Origin of the sequence: Streptomyces sp. NPDC021225 (assembly GCF_044332865.1) — a bacterium.
Classification (GTDB): Bacteria; Actinomycetota; Actinomycetes; order Streptomycetales; family Streptomycetaceae; genus Streptomyces.
Map to the genome: position 1 here is coordinate 37,026 of NZ_JBIRPV010000007.1, position 17,600 is coordinate 54,625.

At 71.7% G+C, this 17,600-nt stretch carries 14 protein-coding genes and 1 pseudogene; 8 read left to right on the top strand and 7 right to left on the bottom strand.

The features are described 5' to 3' along the window. Positions 1-27: 27 nt before the first annotated feature. On the top strand, positions 28-1,488 hold the full coding sequence (locus ACH4S9_RS29005) for an MFS transporter (protein WP_398374478.1): 1,461 nt from the start codon (positions 28-30) through the stop codon (positions 1,486-1,488). Positions 1,489-1,490: 2 nt separating this feature from the next. Here the strand turns inward: ACH4S9_RS29005 and ACH4S9_RS29010 are convergent, their stop codons facing one another. After that, on the bottom strand, positions 1,491-2,138 hold the full coding sequence (locus ACH4S9_RS29010; RefSeq protein WP_398374479.1) for a hypothetical protein: 648 nt from the start codon (positions 2,136-2,138) through the stop codon (positions 1,491-1,493). A 134-nt stretch (positions 2,139-2,272) separates the two neighbouring features. Between ACH4S9_RS29010 and ACH4S9_RS29015 the strand changes: the two are divergent. After that, a pseudogene (locus ACH4S9_RS29015) lies at positions 2,273-3,013 on the top strand (isocitrate lyase/phosphoenolpyruvate mutase family protein); the annotation flags it as partial. Positions 3,014-3,052: 39 nt separating this feature from the next. Beyond that, entirely contained in the window at positions 3,053-3,643 is a 591-nt protein-coding gene (locus ACH4S9_RS29020; protein WP_398374480.1) for an alpha-ketoglutarate-dependent dioxygenase AlkB, read from the top strand. A gap of 5 nt (positions 3,644-3,648) precedes the next feature. Here the strand turns inward: ACH4S9_RS29020 and ACH4S9_RS29025 are convergent, their stop codons facing one another. The 3 genes from ACH4S9_RS29025 to ACH4S9_RS29035 all read right to left on the bottom strand — a co-directional run bounded on the left by ACH4S9_RS29025 (position 3,649) and on the right by ACH4S9_RS29035 (position 7,404). Further along, positions 3,649-4,554 (bottom strand): DNA-3-methyladenine glycosylase family protein, encoded by a 906-nt coding sequence (locus tag ACH4S9_RS29025; RefSeq protein ID WP_398374481.1) that lies wholly within the window; start codon positions 4,552-4,554, stop codon positions 3,649-3,651. A gap of 237 nt (positions 4,555-4,791) precedes the next feature. Further along, on the bottom strand, positions 4,792-5,892 hold the full coding sequence (locus ACH4S9_RS29030) for an NDP-sugar synthase (protein WP_358846992.1): 1,101 nt from the start codon (positions 5,890-5,892) through the stop codon (positions 4,792-4,794). Between the two features lie 96 nt (positions 5,893-5,988). After that, a complete protein-coding gene (locus ACH4S9_RS29035; protein ID WP_398374482.1) occupies positions 5,989-7,404 on the bottom strand; it encodes an N-acetylmuramoyl-L-alanine amidase in 1,416 nt (471 codons plus the stop codon). A gap of 128 nt (positions 7,405-7,532) precedes the next feature. On the opposite strand from ACH4S9_RS29035, the gene ACH4S9_RS29040 reads away from it, so the two are divergent. From ACH4S9_RS29040 to ACH4S9_RS29055, 4 genes are all read left to right on the top strand, one after another. After that, positions 7,533-8,300, top strand: a complete 768-nt coding sequence (locus tag ACH4S9_RS29040; RefSeq protein ID WP_311729430.1) for a TIGR03089 family protein — start codon at positions 7,533-7,535, stop codon at positions 8,298-8,300. Between the two features lie 249 nt (positions 8,301-8,549). Further along, positions 8,550-9,689 (top strand): LCP family protein, encoded by a 1,140-nt coding sequence (locus ACH4S9_RS29045; RefSeq protein WP_361187676.1) that lies wholly within the window; start codon positions 8,550-8,552, stop codon positions 9,687-9,689. Positions 9,690-9,919: 230 nt separating this feature from the next. After that, on the top strand, positions 9,920-11,629 hold the full coding sequence (locus tag ACH4S9_RS29050; protein ID WP_311729429.1) for an LCP family protein: 1,710 nt from the start codon (positions 9,920-9,922) through the stop codon (positions 11,627-11,629). 70 nt (positions 11,630-11,699) lie between these two features. After that, complete coding sequence (locus ACH4S9_RS29055) at positions 11,700-13,442, top strand: LCP family protein (protein ID WP_398374484.1); 1,743 nt, start codon at positions 11,700-11,702, stop codon at positions 13,440-13,442. 87 nt (positions 13,443-13,529) lie between these two features. On the opposite strand, the gene ACH4S9_RS29060 is transcribed toward ACH4S9_RS29055, so the two are convergent. Next, positions 13,530-14,546, bottom strand: a complete 1,017-nt coding sequence (locus ACH4S9_RS29060; protein WP_361187682.1) for a glycosyltransferase family 2 protein — start codon at positions 14,544-14,546, stop codon at positions 13,530-13,532. Positions 14,547-14,807: 261 nt separating this feature from the next. Between ACH4S9_RS29060 and ACH4S9_RS29065 the strand changes: the two genes are divergently transcribed. Beyond that, positions 14,808-16,235 (top strand): LCP family protein, encoded by a 1,428-nt coding sequence (locus ACH4S9_RS29065; RefSeq protein WP_398374485.1) that lies wholly within the window; start codon positions 14,808-14,810, stop codon positions 16,233-16,235. On the opposite strand, the gene ACH4S9_RS29070 is transcribed toward ACH4S9_RS29065, so the two are convergent. Together ACH4S9_RS29070 and ACH4S9_RS29075 are read right to left on the bottom strand one after the other, a co-directional pair. Then, a complete protein-coding gene (locus tag ACH4S9_RS29070; RefSeq protein ID WP_385348498.1) occupies positions 16,207-16,935 on the bottom strand; it encodes a hypothetical protein in 729 nt (242 codons plus the stop codon). The two genes, ACH4S9_RS29065 and ACH4S9_RS29070, sit on opposite strands and share 29 nt — an antisense overlap. Before the next feature lie 77 nt (positions 16,936-17,012). Then, complete coding sequence (locus tag ACH4S9_RS29075) at positions 17,013-17,561, bottom strand: acyl-CoA thioesterase (RefSeq protein WP_311729424.1); 549 nt, start codon at positions 17,559-17,561, stop codon at positions 17,013-17,015. Positions 17,562-17,600 lie beyond the last annotated feature (39 nt).

Here is a 17,600-nt window from a genome sequence, read left to right on the forward strand (position 1 = left end):
GGTCAGTTCAACGAAACACTCGAAGACATGAACTCCCCAGACATCAAACCGCCCAGGGCGGAGCCTGCCGTCAAGACCCACGACAACCGGCGGCGGTGGTGGACGCTGCTCGCGGTCAGCGCGGCCCAGCTTCTCGTGGTCCTGGACGGGACGATCGTGAACATCGCGCTGCCCTCCGCGCAGACCGCGCTCGGCATGTCCGACGCGAGCCGGCAGTGGGCGATCACCGCGTACGCCCTGGCCTTCGGCGGGCTGTTACTGATCGGCGGCCGGGTCAGCAGCGCGCTCGGCCACCGGCGCACGTTCATCATCGGCCTGGTCGGCTTCGCCGCCTCGTCCGCGCTGGGCGGAGCCGCGGTGAACCCCGGGATGCTCTTCGGGGCCCGGGCCCTGCAAGGGGTGTTCGCCGCCGCGCTGGCGCCCGCCGGGCTGTCGTTGCTGACCACGACGTTCACCGAGCAGCGCGAACGCGGCCGGGCGTTCGGTGTGTTCGCCGCGGTCGGGGCCGCCGGATCGGCCCTCGGCCTGGTCGCCGGAGGGCTGCTGACCGAGTACACGAGCTGGCGGTGGTGCCTGTACATCAACGTGCCCATCGCCCTGTTCGCCGTGGGCGGCACGGCGCTCGTGCCGGCGGACCGCCCGATCCGCGACGGCGGACGGCTCGATGTCGCGGGCGCGCTGCTCAGCGCCGCGGGCTTCGGCGCCGTGGTGTACGCCTTCAACGAAGCCGAGCCGCTCGGCTGGGGTTCGCCGAAGGTGCTGGCGCTGCTGGTCGGCGGTGTCCTGCTGCTGGCCGCGTTCGCCGCCGTCGAGGTGCGCGCCCCGAGCCCGCTGCTGCCGATGCGCGTGCTCTCGCACCGCGCCCGCGCAGGTGCGCTCGTCTCGATCACCCTGATGTTCGTCGCGATGTTCGGCTTCTACCTGTTCATGAGCTACTACACACAGACCGTCCTCGGCTACTCGCCGGTCCAGGCGGGCCTGACGCTCATCATCAACGCGCTGGCCGCCCTGCTCGGCTCCACGCTCATCGCCGGCCGGCTGCACGGACGCGTCCCGCCCGCGATGCTGATCCTGCCCGGGCTGATCGCCGCGGCCGCCGGGATGCTCATCCTGACCCGCCTGACGCCGCAGACCACGGACGTCCTGCCGCTGTATCTCGTACCCGCCCTGGTGCTCACCGGCCTCGGCCTCGGCTGCGTCCTGCCCCCGACCGCCGGCCTGGCCACCTCGGACGTGCACCCGTACGACATCGGAGCCGCGTCGGCCGCCTACAACGCCTCCCAGCAACTCGGGGCCGCGCTCGGCACCGCGCTGCTCAACACCATCGCGACCAGCGCCGCGGCCTCACACCTGGCCTCCGCGCGCCACGCCACGCCGACGGGGGCATCCGTGCACGGCTACACCACCGCCCTGACGGTCGGCTTCGGCATCCTCCTCGCCGCCGCGTGCGTCACGGCACCGCTGATCCTCAAACAACAGCGGTCATAAGATCAGTCCTCGATCCAGAACACGAGCGTGTCCATGGTGTGGCCGTACTTCAGGGAGGTCTGCCACTCCTCGTGCTCCACATTGAGTTTGTCGATGAGGAGTTCGGCGTGGCGGGTGAAGTCGTCGTCCATGCGGTCGAGTACAGCCGCATAGGCGTCGGCGACGGTCTTCGCCTTGGCCAGGGGGAGATAGCCGATGGCCGGGTAACCGTCCGCGGGGCCCGGCACCCCGAACGGGAGCAGCTCGGCGAAGTGCGCGAACAGGAAACTACGCGGCAGCAGGTCGGCGGGGACTCCCAGAGCCCGGAGCTCATCATCCATGAGGCCGAAGAAGGTCGACGGTTTGGAATACACGCCCACGTCGATGGGGTCGGATCCGGTGCGCCCGATGACGGCCAGCAGCGCGGTGTAGTACGCGTTGCCGGCACACTCGCCGTCCGCGTCGGCCCGGCCCGTGATGAGGTGTTCCAGGGCCTCGGGGACGGTGAGGCCCCAGTCGATGCCCTGGCGCTCGAGGTCGTGCTGGTCGGCCCGCGCCCGCTCGCGCATGGTGCCGAGGGTCTCCTCCTGGAGGGCGGTGAGTTCACCGCCCCGCACATAGGCGAGAGTCTCGCTCAGGGTGACCGTCTTCATCGTGATCGCTTTGCTCATGCGCCCATGTTCGCAAGCCCTACCGACACAGCCGTCGCCCAGCCGCGAACCGTTAGGGCGGCGCCGAACCGTCCCCGCCGTAGCGTCGGGACATGACACACACAACGCATGATGGTGCCGCCCGGCTGCGCGCCCTGCACCACCGGCCCGGCGCCCCACTCCTGCTGCCCAACGCCTGGGACTACGCCTCCGCGGCCGCCCTGGCGGCGGAGGGCTTCCCGGCGATCGGCACCACGAGCCTGGGCGTGGCCGCGGCCGCCGGACTGCCGGACGGGGCGGCCGCGACCAGGAACGCGACCTTGGCCCTGGCCCGCAGCCTCGGGCAGGGCTCCTTCCTGTTCACCGTCGACGCCGAAGGGGGCTTCAGCGACGACCCGGAGGAAGTGGCCGAGCTGGCCCGAGAGCTGTACGACGCGGGCGCGGCGGGGATCAACCTCGAAGACGGCCGGCCGGACGGCACCCTCGCCCCCGTGGAGCTGCACGCCGCGAAGATCGCCGCGGTCAAAGCTGCCGCGCCCGCACTGTTCGTCAACGCCCGCACCGACACCCACTGGCTCGGACGCCACAGGGAAGACACCGCGGCGCGCCTCGCGGCCTACGAACAGGCCGGGGCGGACGGGGTGTTCGTGCCGGGGCTGTCGGACCCGGACGGGATCGCCGCCCTGACGGCGGCCCTCCTCGTACCGCTGAACATCCTGTACACGCCGACCGGGCCCACCGTCGCCGAGCTGGCCGCGCTGGGCGTGCGCAGGGTCAGCCTCGGCTCGCTGCTCTACCGCAGTGCCCTGGCGGCGGCCGTGACCGCCGCGACCGCCATCCGCGACGGCCAGTCGACGGACCTCACAGCCCCCTCCTATGCGGAGGTACAGGCACTGGTGGCACGGACCACCAAAACGGATGGCTAATGTGCCGGCATGTCCGAGACCTCTGACCACGCCACGCCGGCGGCCGTACCCGGGCTGCGCTACATCGCCGACTGGCTCACTCCCCACGCCGGCGCGGCCTTGCTCGCGCGGATCGACGCGGCGTCATGGTCGGCGCAGCTGAAGCGGCGTGTGCAGCATTACGGCCATCGGTACGACTACGGCCGCCGCAGCGTGGCCGCCGACTCGGCGGAATCCGCGCCGCCGCTTCCGGACTGGGCCCGGGAGTTGGCCACCCGGCTGGTGGCCGAAAAGTTGATGGACGAAAAGGCGGAGCAAGTCATCGTCAACGAGTACCAGCCGGGGCAGGGGATCAGCGCCCACGTCGACTGCGTGCCGTGCTTCGGCCCGGTCGTCGCCGCGATATCCCTGGGTTCCAGCTGCCTCATGGACTTCACCGACCCCACCGACGCCACAAAGCTCGCGGTGCCCCTGGCGCCGGGCAGCCTGCTGGTCATGGCGGGCCCGGCCCGGTACACTTGGCGCCACGCCATCGCCCCGCGCAAGAGCGACCCCGGCGCGGCAGGCCGTGTCCCCCGCGGACGTCGGGTGTCGGTGACATTCCGCACCATCCAGCACTAAGTGACTCAGATCGCCCGGAAGTCCCGAACCGAGAAGCGCGGAGCGCGGCGTGGGGGAACCCGGCCGGCCAGCACAATCAGCCGGGCGGCGCGGTGGCGCTGGCCGGCGTAGGGGGCCAGCAGCTCCAGCATCGCCGCGTCATCAGTGCCGCGCTCGCCGGTGAGCGCATAGCCGATGATCTTCGGCAGATGCAGATCGCCGACCGTGATCGCATCAGGCGTCCCGTTGCTGCGCTGAAGGGTCTCCGCCGCCGTCCACGGCCCGATGCCCGGGATGGCCTGGAGCCGGGCCGAGGCGGCGGCGAGGTCCATGGCCGCGGCCTCCTCCAGGCGCCGGGCGACCCGTACGGCCCGCAGGATGGTCGACGAGCGCTTGGCGTCGACGCCGGCCCGGTGCCACTCCCAGGACGGGATCAGCGCCCAGGTGCGCGGATCGGGCATGATCCGCAGCCGCCCGGCGGGGCCGGGGGCGGGCTCGCCGTGGCGCTGGAGCAGCAGCCGCCAGCCCCGGTACGCCTCGTCGCTGGTGACCTTCTGCTCCAGGATCGAGGGGATCAGCGACTCCAGAACCAGACCCGTGCGGATCAGCCGGAGGCCCGGGTGACGGCGGTGTGCCTCGTGCACCAGGCGGTGGCGGGGGGTGAAGGCGGAGGGGTCGTCGTCGGCGCCGAGCAGGGCGGGCAGCCGCTCCAGCAGCCAGTCGGCGCCCGGCCCCCAGGCCTGCGCCTCGACCGCCTCGCCCCTGGGCACCACACGTAGCGTCCCCGCGCCCTCCGGGGTCCGGCTGGCGCGCCAGATGGCGCCGTCGGCGGACACCTGGAACGCCGGGTCGCCCGGTCCCCGCCGCAGCACGCTCAGGCTGCGCGCGAGGTCGTACGGACCGGAGGGGGTCCAGCTGCGGTGGGCGGGCACAGCGCCACCCTACGACCCGCGCGGGACGGGAGAGCCGGGGGACGGCGGGAGGGGGTGGGAATACAGGGGTGGTGCCCTGGACGCTTACGCATATGTGTGGCGCCACGCTTCCGGGTAAGACCACGCTTCCGGGCACCGGCGCCGTAAATACGCGGTCCAGGGTGACAGCCCCTTAAGGCCCCGCCCCCGCACCCACCGCACACCAGCCACCCACAAGCCGCAGCCGGCAGGCCACCCCTACTGATCGGACGAGAACCGCAGCGCCCCCGCCGGAATGTCCGCCCCGCACCACACCCGCACGCCGTCCCGCAGTTCGTTGTCCGGCCCCACCAGCGCGCCGTCCCCGACCACCGCGCCCTGGAGCACCGTACGGGCCCCGATCCGGGCCCGCGCGCCGATGAGGGAGTCGCTGACCTGCGCGCCCTCCTCGACCACCGCGCCGGCCAGCACCGTGGAACCGTCGATGCGGGCGCCCGCGCCCACCCGGGCCCGGGGCCCGATGACCGTGCCGCCGGTGAGCTTGGCGTCGCGCGCCACGAACGCGCTGTCCAGGACCAGCCGGTCGCCGCAGCGGCCGGGCACCGCCGGGGAGGGGGCGCGGCCGAGCACGAGGTCGGCGGAGCCGCGTACGAAGGCCTGGGGGGTGCCGAGGTCCAGCCAGTACGTGGAGTCGACCATGCCCTGGAGGTGGGCGCCCGCGGCCAGCAGGCCGGGGAATGTCTCGCGTTCGACGGAGACGGAGCGGCCGGCCGGGATGGCGTCGATCACCGAGCGGTTGAAGACGTAGGCGCCCGCGTTTATCTGGTCGGTGACGATCTGCTCGGCGGTCTGCGGCTTTTCGAGGAAGGCGGTGACGCGCCCGGTGGCGTCGGTCGGCACCAGACCGTACGCGCGCGGGTCGGTGACGCGGGTGAGGTGCAGGGAGACATCGGCGCCGGTGGAGCGGTGGGTGTCGACGAGCGCGCCGATGTCGAGCCCGGTCAGGATGTCGCCGTTGAAGATCAGCACCGGATCGTCCGGGCCCGAGCGCAGCCGCGCGGCGACGTTGCGGATCGCGCCGCCGGTGCCCAGCGGCTCCTCCTCGGTCACGTATTCCAGGTGCAGGCCGAGTGACGAGCCGTCACCGAAGTACGGCTCGAACACCTCGGCCAGATACGACGTGGCCAGCACGATGTGCTCGACGCCCGCCGCCCGGGCGCGCGCCAGCTGGTGCGTGAGGAACGGGACGCCGGCCGCCGGGACCATCGGCTTGGGGGTGTTCACCGTCATCGGCCGCAGCCGGGTGCCCTTGCCGCCGACCAGGAGGATCGCTTCTGGCGTCGATGGCGCTGTGGTCACGTATCGTCTCTGCTTCCTGCTGGGGCTTAGCCGGGGTCGGCGGCCAGTGTATGCAGACCGTGAGCGCCCGCCCGCGCCTGGTCAGCGGCCCTGCGGTCAGCGGCCTTGCAGCCGGGCGGCCGTGCTGCGCACGGTGCCCAGCTTGCCGTAGAGGCCCGCTCCCGGGCACTCGGTGTTGTATCCGTCGCGGTGTCCGGAGATGACGCGCAGCTTGGCCTTGGTGCCCTTCTTGTACCTGTTCCCGCCGGCGGACTTCAGATGGGTGGTGCCGCGGGGATTTTTGCCGAACAGGCCGAGCTTCCAGGCGGTGAGCTTGGCCACGGCCTTGACCGCCTTGCCGGCGGGCTTCTTCGCGGAGTAGGTGCCGAGGACCGCGATGCCCATGCTGTTCTTGTTGAAGCCGCGCGTATGGGCGCCCTGAACGGCCTTGGTCACTCCCCCGGACCGGCCTTCGTAGATGTTTCCGCACTTGTCGACGGCGAAGTTGTAGCCGAAGTCACGCCACTTCATGCTCTGGACGTGATACCGGTAGATGCTTCGCATAATGGACGGCGCCTGCGAGCAGCTGTACGCGTTGCCGGTGACGGTGTGGTGGACGAAGGCCACCTTCACGGTCTTGGTGTAGCGATGGCCCTTCTCACGCAGCTTCTCGTCGGCGCCCCAGCCCGCGCGGGTGACGATGCGGGGCCGCGGCGCGGTGTGCGGGCGGGCGGCGCTGGTGTCCGGCGGCTCCGCGGGGAGCTCCCGCGGGGGCGGGGTGTCGGCGCCGGGGTCGGAGGTGGGCCGGGAGGGCTCGGGCTCGGGCGGCTGCTGGAGCTCCGGGGGCGCCGAGGGGTACTCGGGGTCGCCCGGGGCCTCGGCGGACGCGGCGGGATCCTCGGAGGAGTTGGGATCGGAGCCGGGGTCGTAGCCGGGATCCGAGCCGGGGTCGGTCGTCAGCGGCCGGGAGAGCGTGGTCGGTGCCCGGCCGGGGTCGACGAGCTCCAGGCGGAGCCCGGAGGGCAGGCGGGCCGGCTGGGCGGCGAGCAGACGGGAGCCACCGCTGGGGCGGACCCGGGCCTGGACGCCGTCCGAGTCGCCGACCCACAGGGGCGTGGTGCCGCCGCGCCGGCGGCTGCCGCCGCCCTCGGACGAGTCGGGGTCGGGGGCGTCGTCGTCGACCGCCTCCAGGTCGCGCCAGGCCGACCAGGCGCCGGTGTCCGCCGCACGGGTGCGCACCTGCACCTGGCCGCGCAGCCGGGCGGAGGCGTCGTCCCAGACCACGCCGACGAGGGAGAAGGGCCGCACGCTCCGTGGCGCGACCCCCTGCACGGGCCCGGAGGACATCACCGCGCCGCGGTTGAGGCCGCCGCCACCGAGCGGCAGCAGGGGCAGCGACTGGGTGCCGCCGGCCGGGTCCGCACCGGCCGCGCGGTCCGCGCGGGCCGGGGGCGGGTTGAGGGCGAGGGGGAGGGCGAGGGCGAGGGCGGCGGTGCACACGACGCCGATCGAGGATGCCAGAAATGCACGCATGGTGAAAATCCTGGACATAACGCAACAAATGTGTCCATTCGAGAGGGCGGCGGAACGGACCCCGATCAGGGGTCCCCGACCCCGCACACCGCGTCCGGCGCACCCCGGCGCCGCGTACCCTGACGCCGATGAACGCTACCGACCACACCCCCGCCGACCTGCTGCGATCCGCGCTCGCCGCGGATCCGGCGCGTCCGCTTGTGACCTTCTACGACGACGCGACCGGCGAGCGCGTCGAACTGTCCGTGGCCACCTTCGCCAATTGGGTGGCGAAGACCGCCAATCTCCTCCAGGGCGAGCTGGCCGCCGCACCCGGCGACCGGCTGGCGCTGCTGCTGCCCACCCACTGGCAGACCGCGGTGTGGCTGCTGGCCTGCTCCTCCGTGGGCGTGGTGGCCGAGGTGGGCGGCGACCCGGCCGCCGCCGACCTCGTGGTCAGCGGCCCGGACACGCTGGAGGAGGCGCGCGCCTGCTCCGGGGAGCGGGTGGCGCTGGCGCTGCGCCCCCTGGGCGGGCGGTTCCCGCAGCCGCCGGAGGGCTTCATCGACTACGCCGTGGAGGTGCCCGGCCAGGGCGACCGCTTCGCGCCGTACGCGCCGGTGGACCCGCACGAGGCCGCGCTGGCCGTGGGCGGCCTCGAGCTCACGGCCGCGGAGCTGGTGGAGCGGGCGCGCGCGGACGCCGCCGGGCAGGGGCTCGGCCCCGGCTCCCGGGTGCTGTCCGGGCTGCCGTACGACACCTGGGAGGGGCTGTCGTACGGGCTGTACGCGCCGCTGGCCGCGGGCGGCTCGGTGGTGCTGTGCCGCCACCTGGACCGGCTGGACGAGGACCGCCTCGCGGAGCGCCGGGCGAGCGAGCGGGTCACCGCGACCGCGCCGCAGCCGCGCACGCCGTAGCCGCCCGCGCCGTAGCCGCCCACGCCGCACCCGCGCACGCCGCGACGCCGCAGAGCCCGCCCCACCCCTGACCCGTCCGACGGACCCGTGGGCCGAGCCCACGGGCTCCGCCACCCACCCCGCGCGATGATCGACGCGATGTACAACCATGTGCGGGGCTCGTACGTCTGCTCCAGTAATCACGGCCCCGGCATCGGGCCGATACCGCTCCTCCCGGTCGAGGAGGGGGACGGGTGGGAGGACGCAGACGTGACAACGGACAGTGCGAGCAGCGAGACACCGGAACGAAGACCGCGCCGCCGCCGCTGGCTGCGCGTACTCGCGCTCACGGTGGCCCTGCTGGTGCTGTCCGGGGCCGGGGCGGCGTGGTGGCTCTACGAGCGCCTCGACGGCAACATCAAGACCGACACCCGCACCACCAACGAGCTGCGGAAGTACGAGGCCGAGCGGCCGGTGGCGGTGGTCCGGGACGCACAGAACATCCTGCTCATCGGCTCCGACAACCGCGGCGGCAAGGGCAATGGCAAGTACGGCCAGGACACAGGCACCCAGCGCTCGGACACCACGATCCTGCTGCATCTCCAAGCGGACGGAAAGAGCGCGACCGCCGTCTCCATCCCGCGCGACCTGATGGTGGACATCCCCAGCTGCACCGGGCCCGACGGGACGCGAGCCAAGGCCAGGTTCGCCCAATTCAATTGGGCGTTCGAATTCGGCGGGGCGGCCTGCACGATCCGCACCGTCGAAAAGCTCACCGGCATCCGCCTCGACCACCACATGATCGTGGACTTCCGCGGCTTCAAGAAGATGGTGAACGCCGTCGGCGGCGTCGAGGTGTGCCTGAAAGAGCCCATCGACGACGACGAGGCGCATCTGAAGCTGCCCGCGGGCCGTCAGACGCTCCGCGGCGAGCAGGCCCTCGGCTATGTCCGGGCGCGCTACAGCATCGGTGACGGCAGCGACACCGAGCGTATCGGCCGGCAGCAGCAGTTCCTCGGCTCGCTTGTGAAGAAGTTGCAGAGCAATGGTGTGCTGCTCAATCCCCGCCGGCTGTACCCGGTGCTCGACGCGGCGACCTCGTCACTGACCACGGATCCGGGTCTGAACTCGCTGAAGGACCTGTACGATCTGGCCCGCGGAATACGGCACATCCCCCGTGAGAAGATCCGCTTCCTCACGATTCCGCGGCAGCCCTACACGTACGACCGGAACCGCGATGAGCTGGTCCAGCCCGACGCCGACCGGCTGTTTCGGCAACTGAGGCTCGATCATCCGGTATCGGTGGCGAAGACGGTCACCCACGCGTCCGGCGACGATCCGAAGAGCGAGAAGAGCGAGAGGTCGACGCCATACGAGGGAACCACCGCAGCTCATGACATGTGCGAGTAAAGCTGCCAAAAGGTACGCTCAACAGTTCCCCAGAGTTCTCGAAAGGATTGGGCAGATTGCCCAGTTGTAGGGAAGTGGAATTTGTCACCAGCGTCGCTTGACGCTGAACTGGGCGGATAGTGTGAGCGATCCGGTGCGCTTACCAGGTGGCCGCGCACTATTTTTTGACGATCGACCGAGCGCCTTGAGGGGGAGGCGCCGCGTGGCACCAACGGAGGACTCAGGGGACCGTGGACGCGCAAGGCCATGGGCAGGCGGACGACTTCGATCCCGCCGATCAGTGGGTGTTCGACCCGAACACCGGCAGCTATGAGTTGCGGCTGAATCCTGCCGGGGAACCGGCAGATATCTCTCCCCAGGACCGGCCGGCCCCGAGACCCCGGAGCCGTCGCCGCGCCCCCGAACCCGACCCCGAGCCGCCGCCGTCCCGCGGGCGGCGCCGGGCGGCGGGTAAAGCGGAGAAGGCGGAGAAGCCGGCCGGGCCCACCAGCCGCCGCAAGCCGAAACCGAAGAAGTCCAAGGGGAAGAAGGTCCTGTACTGGACCAGCGGAACCCTCGCCTTCATCCTGGTCGGCGGGTCCGTCGCGGCGTACCTCGTCTACCAGCACCTCAACGGCAACATCAAAAAGGTCGACGTCGGCGAGAACAACGCCGCGGTCAGCGACGGCCCGATGAACATCCTGGTCATCGGCACCGACAAGCGCGACGGCAAGGGCAACGAGGGCTACGGCGACGCGGGTAGCGTCGGACACGCCGACACCACCCTCCTCTTCCATGTCTCCGAGGACCGGACGAACGCCACCGCGCTGAGCATTCCGCGCGACATGATCACGGACGTCCCGGAGTGCTCCACCAAGCAGGAGGACGGCTCGCGCAAGAAGATCTCCGGCGACCAGGGGGTCCGCTTCAACACCAGCCTCGGGCAGAAGGGGCGCGACCCCGGCTGCACCTGGGCGACGGTCGAGAAGCTCACCGGGCTGGAGATCGACCACTTCATGATGGCGGACTTCAACGCCGTCAAGACGCTCTCCACCGCGGTCGGCGGGGTCGAGGTCTGCCTGGGCAAGGACATCAACGACCCCAAGTCGCATCTGAAACTGCCCAAAGGGCGGCACACCATCGAGGGCGAGGACGCCCTGGCGTTCGTCCGGACCCGGCACAGCGTCGGCTACGAGAGCGACCTGGACCGGATCAAGCTCCAGCAGCAGTTCCTCAGCTCGATGATGCGCAGTATGAAGTCCAAGGGCACGCTGACCAGCCCCTCAAAGATGTGGGACCTGGCCAACGCCGCCACCAAGGCGCTCACGGTGGACACCGGCATCGGCACCGTGAACAAGCTGAAGGACCTGGCGCTGAACCTCAGCAAGGTCGATCTGAAGAACGTCACCTTCGTCACGGTCCCCGTGTACGACAACACCGACGGCGCGACGGTGCTGCTCGACAAGGCCAAGGCGGAACCGCTGTTCGCCATGGTCAGGCAGGATGTCTCGCTGACCGAGGTGAAGAAGAAGGAGAAGGCCGACAAGGCGAAGCAGGCCGCCAAGCTCAAGGGCCCCAAGGCCGACCCGGCGAACGTCCGGGTGAAGGTCCTCAACGGCAGCGGGCAGATGGGCGCGGCTCAGGAGACCGTCGACTGGATGCAGAACACCGAGGGGATGATCCGCTCCAGCAACGGCGGAAACGCTTCGGCGGAGCTGAAGAAGACCACGCTGGAGTACGCGCCGAACCAGGCCGACCAGGCGCGCCGCCTGGCCGACAGCATGGGCCTGCCGGCCTCCGCTCTGAAGGAGGGCACCGAGGACGCTGCCCCCATGGCGGAGATGACCTTGACCCTCGGCGCGGACTTCAAGGGCGCCGGCACACCGATCAGCGCTCCGGCAAAGGCGCCGAAGGACATCCAGCGGGTCGAGGCGGACGACAAGAGCGTCTGCGCCAAGTGATCACACCCGGCCATCGGAGCATGCTGCACCCATCGGGCCGGAACCACCATTGATGAACAGGGGAGGCCCGGTGCGGCAGAGCAGTGTGCGCGGGGAGGGCGCCCGTCGGCGGGCGCCCGGCCCCCGCGACGGGGGCGGGGACCGCAAACCACGCGAGGAAGACGGGACCAGGGCACCGCAGGACGCCGGGGCCGAGGGCGGCGGGGACGCCGGAGCCAAGGACGCCGCGGGCGCCGCCGGTGCGGGGGCCGGCGGGGGCCGCGCGGAGTCCCGGCGCGCCTCGCGTACCGAGGCGCAGGGCGGCGGACGCCGCCGGAAGGGCAAGGGGCCGCGCCGCAAGAGGAGCCGAGGCGTGCGAATACTGCGCTGGACCGCGCTGACCCTGGCCGTGCTGATAGTCGGCGCCGCCGGCGCGGGCTACCTCTACTACCAGCACCTGAACGGCAACATCAAGAAGGAGGACCTGGACCTCGGCGACAGCAACCTCACCAAGCCGGAGCCGAACGCCGCGGGCCAGAGTCCCCTCAACATCCTCCTGATCGGCCAGGACAGCCGGAACGACAAGGAGAACCTCAAGCTCGGCGGCGCCAAGCAGGACGTCGGCCGCAAGGGGCTCGCCGATGTGCAGATGCTGATCCACGTCTCGGCCGACCGCAGCAACATGTCGGTGATCAGCATCCCGCGCGACACCCGGGTCACCATCCCCAAGTGCACCGACCCGAAGGACGACCAGGTCTACGAGAAGACGTTCGCGCCGATCAACGAGTCGCTCACGCACGGCGGCCCCGGCTGCACGGTGGCCACCTGGAAGGAGCTCACCGGCATCTACATCGACCACTTCATGATGGTCGACTTCAAGGGCGTGGTGTCCATGGCGGACGCCATCGGCGGCGTCCCGGTGTGCGTGGACAAGAACATCTACTCCCACGACAGCAGGGGCCACGGCTCCGGTCTGCGGCTGGAGAAGGGCACCACCCCGGTCAAGGGCGAGCAGGCCCTCGCGTGGCTGCGGACGCGCTACGGCTTCGAGGACAACACCGACATCGGCCGCGCCAAGGCCCAGCACATGTACATGACGTCCATGATCCGGCAGCTCAAGTCCGGCACCAAGCTCTCCGACCCGGGCCAGCTGATGGACCTGGCGGAGGCCGCGACCAGCGCGCTGACCGTCGACCGCAGCCTCGGCACCGTCAAGAAGCTCTACGACCTCGGCAACGACCTCAAGCGGGTGCCGACCAAGCGGACCACCATGGTCACCATGCCCTGGGAGTACCGCAACGACGGCGAGTACGTGGTGCCCAAGCCCGGCGACGCCGAGAAGACCTTCTCGCTCATCCGCAACGACACCGCGCTGGACGGCAAGGACAAGAAGAAGCCCGACAAGGTCCCGGCCCCCAGCGAGCCCAAGGGCGAGCTCCCGGTGGTCGTCCAGAACGGCACCGCGTCCACCGTCCTGGGGCCGGCCTCCGGTCGGGCCACCGCCATCACCGATGAGCTGATCCGGCTCGGCTACGCCGCGGCCAAGGCCAACACGGAGCTGACCTCGCAGGCCGACACCACCATCAACTACCCGGCCGAGGCCAAGCAGGGCGACGCGCTGGCCGTGGCCAAGGCGCTGGGGCTGCCGAAGAGCGCGGTGAAGGAGTCCCAGTCGGTCGCCGAGGTGACGCTGGTGGTCGGCAACGACTGGCGCGAGGGCGCGGCCTACCCGAAGTCGGACGCCACCGACGAGGACAAGGCGCCCAAGATCGACGACAAGATCAACGGCGAGGAGAAGAAGTGCATGAACGTCAACCCGGGCTACACGTTCTGAGCCTCCCCGAGCGCATCTGAGCAGCGCGAAGGGGCCGGATCCCGGGATCCGGCCCCTTCGCCGTACACAGCCGCCGGCTGCCGGCTGCTAGCTGCTCATGACCGCCGGGCGGCGGCTGGCGATGACCTTCTTGGCGAGCGCGCGGGGGCTGGTGAGGAAGCCCCAGCCCCACGACATGTGCATGGTCGCCAGCGCCACCGGGATCTGGAGCCGGGCCTTCACCGGGAGCCCCTTGCCGGCCGGGACGGAGCCCGCCGCGATGGCCGCCAGATAGCCGCCCGGCACCAGCAGCCCCCACGGGGTCAGCGCGGCGCCCACCACGACGCCCGCCGCGATGGCCACGACGGCGGTCGGCGGCGCCAGATAGCGCAGATTGATCGAACCCTGGTGGAAGCGGGCCACCACATGGCGCCAGCGGCCGTAGTTCCTGTACTGCTTGGCCAGCTCCCGCACATTGGGGCGCGGCCGGTACGAGACCTTGAGCTCGGGCGAGAACCAGATCAGCCCGCCCGCCTCGCGGATCCGGAAGTTCAGCTCCCAGTCCTGGGCGCGGATGAACTCCTCGTTGTAGCCGCCCTGCCGCTCCAGCACCTCACGCCGGAAGACTCCGAGGTACACGGTCTCGGCCGGGGCCGCCTCGCCGCCGGTGTGGAAGGCGGCGTTGCCCACGCCGATCTTGGAGGTCATGGCGGCGGCGACGGCGCGCTCCCAGTCGTTCTCGCCCTCGGCGTGCATGATGCCGCCGACGTTCTGCGCGCCGGTCTCCTCCATGAGCCGCACGGCGGTCGCGATGTAGTGGGGCGAGAGCATCCCGTGGCCGTCGACCCGCACCACCACCGGGTGGCGGGATGCCTTGATCGCCGCGTTCAGCGCGGCGGGGGTGCGGCCCGTGGGGTTGGGGACCGTGTGCACCCGCGGGTCCTCGCGCACCAGCTCGGCGGCGATCTCGTCGGTGCGGTCCGTGGACGGGCCGAGGGCGATCACCACCTCCATCTCTCCGGCGTACTCCTGCTCCAGGATGTGCCGGACGGAGTTGCGCAGATGGCGTTCCTCATTGAGCACCGGCATGATCACGGAGACCGCCGGGAGCTGATGCGGGGGCATGGCACCTCGGAGCTCGGGGGGTGGGTGATCCCCCAAAAGACTACGGTTGTCGATTTTCGAAAGGTCACGTTACCGCGAATGGGGGACACCGGAGCGCGCCGCCCGGGTGGCAGCGGGCGGGGCGGGCGGCGTGGGGCCACCGCGCCGCTCATCGTATGGACCTACGGTGTCGGCGGTTGTGCCCCGTAAGCCCCCCCCCCCCCGCAGGCCCGTCAGCCCCGCCAGGCCCGTCAGCCCCGCCCGTCACGGAGGTCACCCACAGTGAGCGCACCGGCCCGCCCGCCGCGTCCCCGGCAGTCCTCCCGGCCCCGCTGGGGCCTGCGGATCGCCACGGGCGTCGCCGCCCTGGTGCTGCTCGCCGCGGGTGTCGGGCATCTGCTGGTCGCCGAGCTGGAGTCCGGCATCCACCGGGTCGACGCCTTCGGCGGCCTCGACGACCGGCCGGTCGACAGCGACCGCGGCGTCAACTTCCTGGTGGTCGGCACGGACGGCCGGGACAAGATCACCCGCGCGCAGAAGCGGCGCTACCGGCTGGGCGGCGCCCCCTGCCACTGCACCGACACCATGATGCTGGTGCATCTGTCGGCCGACCGGGACCGCGCCAGCGTGGTCAGCCTCCCCCGCGACTCGTACGCCCGGATCCCCGCGTACACCACCCCGTCGGGGCGGGTGCGCCCCGCGCATCCGCAGAAGCTCAACGCCGCCTACGCCGAGGGCGGCCCCAGCCTGACCGTACGCACCGTCGAGCACATGACCCGGGTGCACATCGACCACTACCTGGAAGTGGACTTCACCAGCTTCATGAAGACCGTGGACGTGGTGGGCGGGGTGACCGTGTGCACGACCCGGCCGCTCGAGGACCGCTACACCGGGCTGAACCTGCCGGCCGGCACCCACGCCCTGGACGGCGGCCAGGCGCTCCAGTACGTACGCTCCCGGCACCTCGACGGCGCCGCCGACCTGGGCCGGATCCGCCGCCAGCAGCGCTTCCTGGCCGCCGTGATCCACCAGGTCACCGGGAGCGGCACCCTGCTGAACCCGGTGAAGTTCGGCCGGGTCGCGGCCACCCTGCTCGGCTCGGTCCGCGCCGACCGCGGCTTCGGCGCGGCCGACATGGTCGCGCTCGGCCAGGCCATGCGCGGCTTCACCGTCGAGTCCTCGGAGTTCGTCTCCGTCCCGGTCCGGCTGCCCGGCACCCCGGTCAAGGGCCTCGGTTCGACGCTCCGCTGGGACCGGGTGCGGGCCGCGCGCCTGTTCCGGGCCCTCCGCCAGGACCGCCCGCTCGCCGTCCGCCGCCCCGAGCGGCTCCGGGCCACCCTGGTCGACGTGCCCCCCTCCCAGGTCCGGGTCCAGGTGTTCAACGGCACCCACACCACGGGGCTGGCCCGGCGCACCCAGCGGGCGCTGCGCGCGGGCGGCTTCGCCACCGTCGGGACCCCGGCGGACGCGGCGTCCCAGGGCGTGCGGCACACGCTGATCGAGTACGACCCGATCTGGAACCGCTCGGTGCGCTCCCTGGCGGCCGCGCTGCCGGGCGCCCGGCTCAAGCCCGTGGCCCGGCAGGGGTCGGTGATGCGGGTGACGCTGGGCACGGACTTCCGGGCGGTGCACCCGGTGCGGGCCGAGGACCCCACGGCGGAGCGGGGCGCTGCCAAGGCCGTCACTGGCGCCGAGGTCGCCTGCCCTTAGGGGTGCGGGGGTTGCCGGTACCGCGCACGGGGCGGGTGGGGCGGCTCCCGGCGGGCTGTGGTTCCCCGCGGCCCGAGCCCGCGGCGCGCCGCAGGCCCACCGACAGCCCGATCAGGGCGGTCGTCAGGCCGATGGTCTGGCTGCACAGGCCCACCCAGGCGGTCAGGATCGCCGGCGAGTTGGCCTGGAGCGTCGTCCCCTGGGCCGACCGCGGCCCGGGGAGGCCGGAAGGGAGGCCGGTGGGAATGCCGGAGGGGAGGCCTGGCGTGCCGTGCAGGGCCGCGGGGGTCATGACCCGCCCGGTCGGCCCCTGCTGCCCGCCCGGCGGCTGTTGCTGGGGTTGCTGCTGGGGCTGCTGGGGCTTGGGTTGTTGCGGCTGGGGTTGCTGTGGCTGATGCGGCGAGCGTCCGCTGGCGGGGGGCGACGTCGGTGGTGACGTCGGCGGTGATGTCGGGGGTGGCGTCGGGTGCCCGCTGACCGTCGCGGTCCGCGTCGGCGTGGTCGGCGTCGAGGTGCCCGAGGCCGTGGAATGGACGGGGTTGGGCTGGGGGGAGACCGTGCGGACGGGCCTGACCGTCAGCGTGACGAGACCGCCCGCGTTGATGATCGTCCCGCCGGCCAGCAGCCCGAAGGCGACGAGCAGCAGGGTGGCGGGGAAGTACAGAACGGCCAGGGACCCTGCTCGGGGAAGGCGCGGCATGCGCCCACTGTACGAACCAACAGTGACGGCGCGATCGCGCACCGTTGCGCCTGTCGGGGGCAACCCCGCCGGGGCGCTCAGTCCTCGATGCCGTCGGCGGCCCGCTGGGCGCGCAGCTCCTTGATGGCGCGCCGCCGGGCCAGCCGGTGCGTACGCCGGATCTGGGCCTCCTCGTACCGCCGCTTGTCCCGCTCGGTCTCCGGTATGACCGGCGGCACGGCCCGCGGCCTGCCGTCGGCGTCGACGGCCGCGAAGACCAGATAGGCGCTGCCGACCTGGGTGGCGGGCGTGGACTCGTTCCACCGCTCGGCCATCACTCGCACCCCGACCTCCATCGAGGACCGCCCGGTCCAGTTCACCTGGGCCTTCACATGGACGAGGTCCCCGACCCGGACCGGCTCCAGAAAGGCCATCTCGTCCATCGAGGCCGTGACGGCGGGACCCTCGGAGTGCCGCCCGGCGACCGCCCCGGCCGCGTCATCGACCAGTTTCATGATCACGCCGCCGTGCACGGTACCGAGGAGATTGGTGTCACTGCCGGTCATGATGTGGGAGAGCGTGGTGCGCGAGGCGGAGGTGGGCTTACCCGGAATGTCTGACTCCGGATTCGAGGCCTGAATGGTCATGCGCTCAACCATATGCCGGGCAGATTCTTATCAGGTCTG

Excerpts from the sequence above, each read along its gene's own strand:
- ACH4S9_RS29020 (WP_398374480.1), top strand. The coding sequence starts at position 3,053 with ATGTCCGAGACCTCTGACCACGCCACGCCGGCGGCCGTACCCGGGCTG.
- ACH4S9_RS29035 (WP_398374482.1), bottom strand. The coding sequence starts at position 7,404 with ATGCGTGCATTTCTGGCATCCTCGATCGGCGTCGTGTGCACCGCCGCC.
- ACH4S9_RS29005 (WP_398374478.1), top strand. The coding sequence starts at position 28 with ATGAACTCCCCAGACATCAAACCGCCCAGGGCGGAGCCTGCCGTCAAG.
- ACH4S9_RS29040 (WP_311729430.1), top strand. The coding sequence starts at position 7,533 with ATGAACGCTACCGACCACACCCCCGCCGACCTGCTGCGATCCGCGCTC.
- ACH4S9_RS29070 (WP_385348498.1), bottom strand. The coding sequence starts at position 16,935 with ATGCCGCGCCTTCCCCGAGCAGGGTCCCTGGCCGTTCTGTACTTCCCC.
- ACH4S9_RS29075 (WP_311729424.1), bottom strand. The coding sequence starts at position 17,561 with ATGACCATTCAGGCCTCGAATCCGGAGTCAGACATTCCGGGTAAGCCC.
- ACH4S9_RS29060 (WP_361187682.1), bottom strand. The coding sequence starts at position 14,546 with ATGCCCCCGCATCAGCTCCCGGCGGTCTCCGTGATCATGCCGGTGCTC.
- ACH4S9_RS29010 (WP_398374479.1), bottom strand. The coding sequence starts at position 2,138 with ATGAGCAAAGCGATCACGATGAAGACGGTCACCCTGAGCGAGACTCTC.